5 protein-coding genes are annotated in these 3,694 nt (G+C 36.8%); 4 read left to right on the top strand and 1 reads right to left on the bottom strand.

Features of this window, described 5'->3' with window-relative positions; genetic code table 11:
- On the bottom strand, window positions 1–974 hold a 974-nt coding region (locus tag QM629_RS03740; RefSeq protein WP_415157329.1), incomplete at its 3' end, for an ABC-F family ATP-binding cassette domain-containing protein.
- 203 nt (window positions 975–1,177) lie between these two features.
- On the opposite strand from QM629_RS03740, the gene QM629_RS03735 reads away from it, so the two are divergent.
- From QM629_RS03735 to QM629_RS03720, 4 genes are all read left to right on the top strand, one after another.
- Window positions 1,178–1,396 carry a hypothetical protein gene (locus QM629_RS03735; RefSeq protein ID WP_415157327.1) on the top strand — a complete coding sequence of 73 codons (219 nt, stop codon included), beginning with the start codon at window positions 1,178–1,180 and terminating at the stop codon, window positions 1,394–1,396.
- Window positions 1,396–1,566 (top strand): type II toxin-antitoxin system VapC family toxin, encoded by a 171-nt coding sequence (locus tag QM629_RS03730; protein WP_415157325.1) that lies wholly within the window; start codon window positions 1,396–1,398, stop codon window positions 1,564–1,566. The genes QM629_RS03735 and QM629_RS03730 overlap by 1 nt, the downstream gene beginning before the upstream one ends.
- Before the next feature lie 38 nt (window positions 1,567–1,604).
- Complete coding sequence (locus QM629_RS03725; protein WP_415157323.1) at window positions 1,605–3,152, top strand: hypothetical protein; 1,548 nt, start codon at window positions 1,605–1,607, stop codon at window positions 3,150–3,152.
- Between the two features lie 90 nt (window positions 3,153–3,242).
- Entirely contained in the window at window positions 3,243–3,617 is a 375-nt protein-coding gene (locus QM629_RS03720) for a type II toxin-antitoxin system VapC family toxin (RefSeq protein ID WP_415157331.1), read from the top strand.
- The last annotated feature ends 77 nt before the right edge of the window (window positions 3,618–3,694 follow it).

Genomic DNA, 3,694 nt, shown 5'->3' with positions numbered 1-3,694 from the left:
GATGCCAGTATTTTGCCGGGCTGCTTATCAACCCTGAAATTAATTTTAAGGTTTGGCCTTTCAACCTCCACATTTTCTATGCGGTCAAGCCTGTCTAATTTTTTGATAAGGCTTTGCGCCATCGAAGCTTTGCTGGCCTTTGCCCTGAATCGTTCTATCAATCTTTCATTCTGGCGTATATAATCCTGCTGGTTTTCATAAGCGCGCTGCTGAATTTCTATGCGTTGTTCTTTTTCTGTTTCATAGTAATCATAATTGCCGGAATAAATATGCAGTTGCTGCTGGTACAGCTCAACAATTTTTGTAACCATGCGGTTCAAAAAATATTTATCGTGGCTTACAATTACAACGCTGCCTTTGTAATGCAGCAAATATTTTTCCAGCCATTCAATGGAAGGCAAATCCAGGTGGTTGGTGGGCTCATCGAGTAATAACAGGTCAGGTTGCTGCAATATCATTTTTGCAAGCAGCACGCGCATGCGCCAGCCGCCGCTGAATTCTTTGTATGGGCGGTTTAAATCATCGTTTGAAAAACCAAGCCCCTGCAACACTTCTTCTGTTTTGTGATGAATATTGTAGCCCCCAAGCACTTCCAGTTCGTGCAGCTTGTCAGAATAAATTAAAAGGGTTTTTTCATCTGAAGTTTTTTCAAGCTCATTGCCTAATGCTTCAATCTCAGCTTCAAGCTGTTTTATTTTTTCAAAAGCGCCTAATGCTACATCCCGGATAGAGTCGTTGGTATCAAAGCTCAAAAGATCCTGGTGCAGGTAGCCGACAGACGTATTGCGGCTGCGTTCAACTGTGCCGGCAGAAGGCTGGTATTCGCCCACCAATAGTTTTAATAGAGTTGATTTGCCGGTACCGTTATAACCTATTAAACCAATGCGCTCACCCGGCTGTATATGCCAGGTGGCGTCTTCCACAATAATCCTTGATCCAAATTCAAATGTTACATTATTAAAGCCTGCGAGCATTGCTGATTTTTAAATGCGTAAAGCTAAAGCCAATAGCTAAGTTTTTCAAGAAGTGAATTAAAGTATTGCGTTAAAACCGGTATTTTCAAGTGTATATTCATTTTGTATGCAACTTTAAAAGCGCAGTCTAAAATATGTGCATTAACTTCTAAGTTCATTATTCCATAAATTATAAGTACTAACTTTACTATAAAGGAAAATTTATGTTACCCACAATAAAAGACGTTTACAAAAACGGGCAAATTATTTTGGAAGAACAACCTGAAATAAATGAGCCTGTGGATGTATTAGTAACTTTCACGGAAGACATTCATAAAACAATTGAAAAAAAGCCATTAGTGTTTGGTGCATTAAAAGGCAGCGTTGTATATATGTCACCTGATTTTAATGAACCACTTGAAGACCTTGAAGATTACATGTAATGGATTTACTGCTTGATACCCATGCATTAATATGGTTCCTGGAAGGCGATGCTTCACCTTCAGAAACAGCCCGGCAGGTAATAGAGGATATTGCAAATAAAAAGCACATAAGCATTGTATCCTTTTATGTTACCGGCAACCCTTTGGCGACAGTACAAACTTTTAACTGACAGACTTTAATTTAAGTAGAAAATAATTATAGCAACTAATGCAACCATCAGACTTTCTTACCATTTTAGGGTTAGCACTTGCAGTTTGGGCAATCATCCCAAGTAAGGAAAGACGATTTATTTTACTTTTCTTTTCAAAGTTTGAAATTGGAGTTTTCATCGCTTCCCTTTTTGTCATTCATTACCTAATGTCATTTGACTGGATAATTACTAACTGGTTTCCATGCCTTTCAATCTTCACCGTTAAGAATGGTTTACCAAGCTCAACATGGGCATACATTTTAGCTCTAACAATAATTTTTTTTCCAATTGTCAAAGTTTCATTCGGCTATTTTTCTACAAGCCGTTTAAAAAGAATGATTACACTTTACAAAACTTATTTAAAGGAAAATGAGATTGACCTACTGGTAAATTACATTAATAAGTATCACATTACGGATATACATAAATATCTTCAAGGGATTTCGCATCTTCCACAGAAGGAAAACATTGACATTATCTTAAGAAGGCGAACGGAAAAAGATAATGCATCTGATAAATTAGTTGAGCCACAGAGAACTTTATTTGCGTCATGGGTTTATGGGCATATAATTCAAGACGAAACTTTTATTCGCAAGTCTGCAAATAAATACCCTGAACTCTTTGCAACTGCTTTTAGTGGGATGGAAACCAAAGAAGCTTCTAACCAAGACCTTGTAAAACTGTTTATTGAATGTCTTTTTGAGAATAAAAATCAATTGCTAATACAGGAATTAAAAATCATGAACGGAACCAATTCATCAGTTTCGGAAATGAACAAGGAGTATGACATCCCTATCCTTTTCTCTCTTTTTGCTCACACAAAATCAGCTTCTGCAAATTATGTTTGGTATCCGGTTGGCGAGGGTGGTGTTAAGTCGTTAAAGCATGACACTACACAAAGAGAATTTTTGATAAAGAAATGTGACCATGATTTAGAGTCAGAACTTTGGAATCAGAAAATTTACATTGCTATTGTTTATTTTAACTACATGGTAAGGGAAACAATTTACCGAGACAGTGAGTGTCACATGTGGCTTTTTTATTTCAGACATTTTACAGACCTTTTAATTGAAATAATTCCGTCCCAAAATGAATACGATGAGGATTCTGTATATCCTTCATTTGCTCACAAGATGATTTACGAGCAATTCTCAATAATGAAAGATTGGCTTGATTTAGCAAAAGAGCAAGAAACAGATAACCGTGTAATTGATATTATCAGGTGCTTAGGTTGGTGTGTACATTCAATTTGTCAAGCGGACGACGCGAAAATTTCTATTAGCTTTAGACGAAGGCGGCTTGACTTAATACTTTCAACTTACTTTGAGTTTTCTTACTACCCCGACAACATTGGCGCAACAACAACCCGTCAGTGGTTAGAGAGATTGTTTTTAAATCCCAAAGGCGTTGATTTTGGGGTTCCCGAAATAACAAACGAATACTTAACAGCATTGCAAAATGCTTGGGATGAATTTGACAAAGTTCCTTATGAGTATCATGGAAACAATAATTCAATTCAACATTTCATCACAACAGTTATTAAACCCCTCGGACTAAATGGGTAATCCAATGAAACATTTTTAGACAGACAGTAGGGCTGACGAAGGTACAATGAGCCTTTGTAATCCTATTCAGCAGTAGTTTGGGCTTGACAAATATCTACCAGCTTTTGTACTTATCTTTGTCTTCAAAATAAATCCGGGCATCAGTTCCGAGCAGACGGAATACTATTCCCCATCTGCACAAAGCCGCCGGCCGAAATAGCCATTAAACTGAAAACAGGAAAATTAAAGCTCAGCCAATCATTAAACAATTATTTTCAAAGTGCGCTTAGCTATGATATTTCGGTATTACCCATTAATGAAAAATATCTTTCCGAATACGATAATGTTCCGCTTTTGCCAATGCATAAAGACCCGTTTGACAGGTTGATTATAGCCACTGCCATTGTTGAGAAGATGGAAATTGTTACTATTGACGAAAAGTTTTCCAACTACAAGAGAACTTGTTTCGGTAGTTTGGCAGGATGATAAAACCAAGAGTTATTACAATTACTACTGCAATTTTGAAGCCTTTGAATTTTTACTTCATTCAAATAAACTCTGTT

The sequence above is a fragment of the Parafilimonas sp. genome (assembly GCF_047606085.1).
Taxonomy (GTDB): Bacteria; Bacteroidota; Bacteroidia; order Chitinophagales; family Chitinophagaceae; genus Parafilimonas.
The sequence above is the reverse complement of the archived record's forward strand: the minus strand, read 5'-3'. Positions and strand labels throughout refer to the sequence as shown.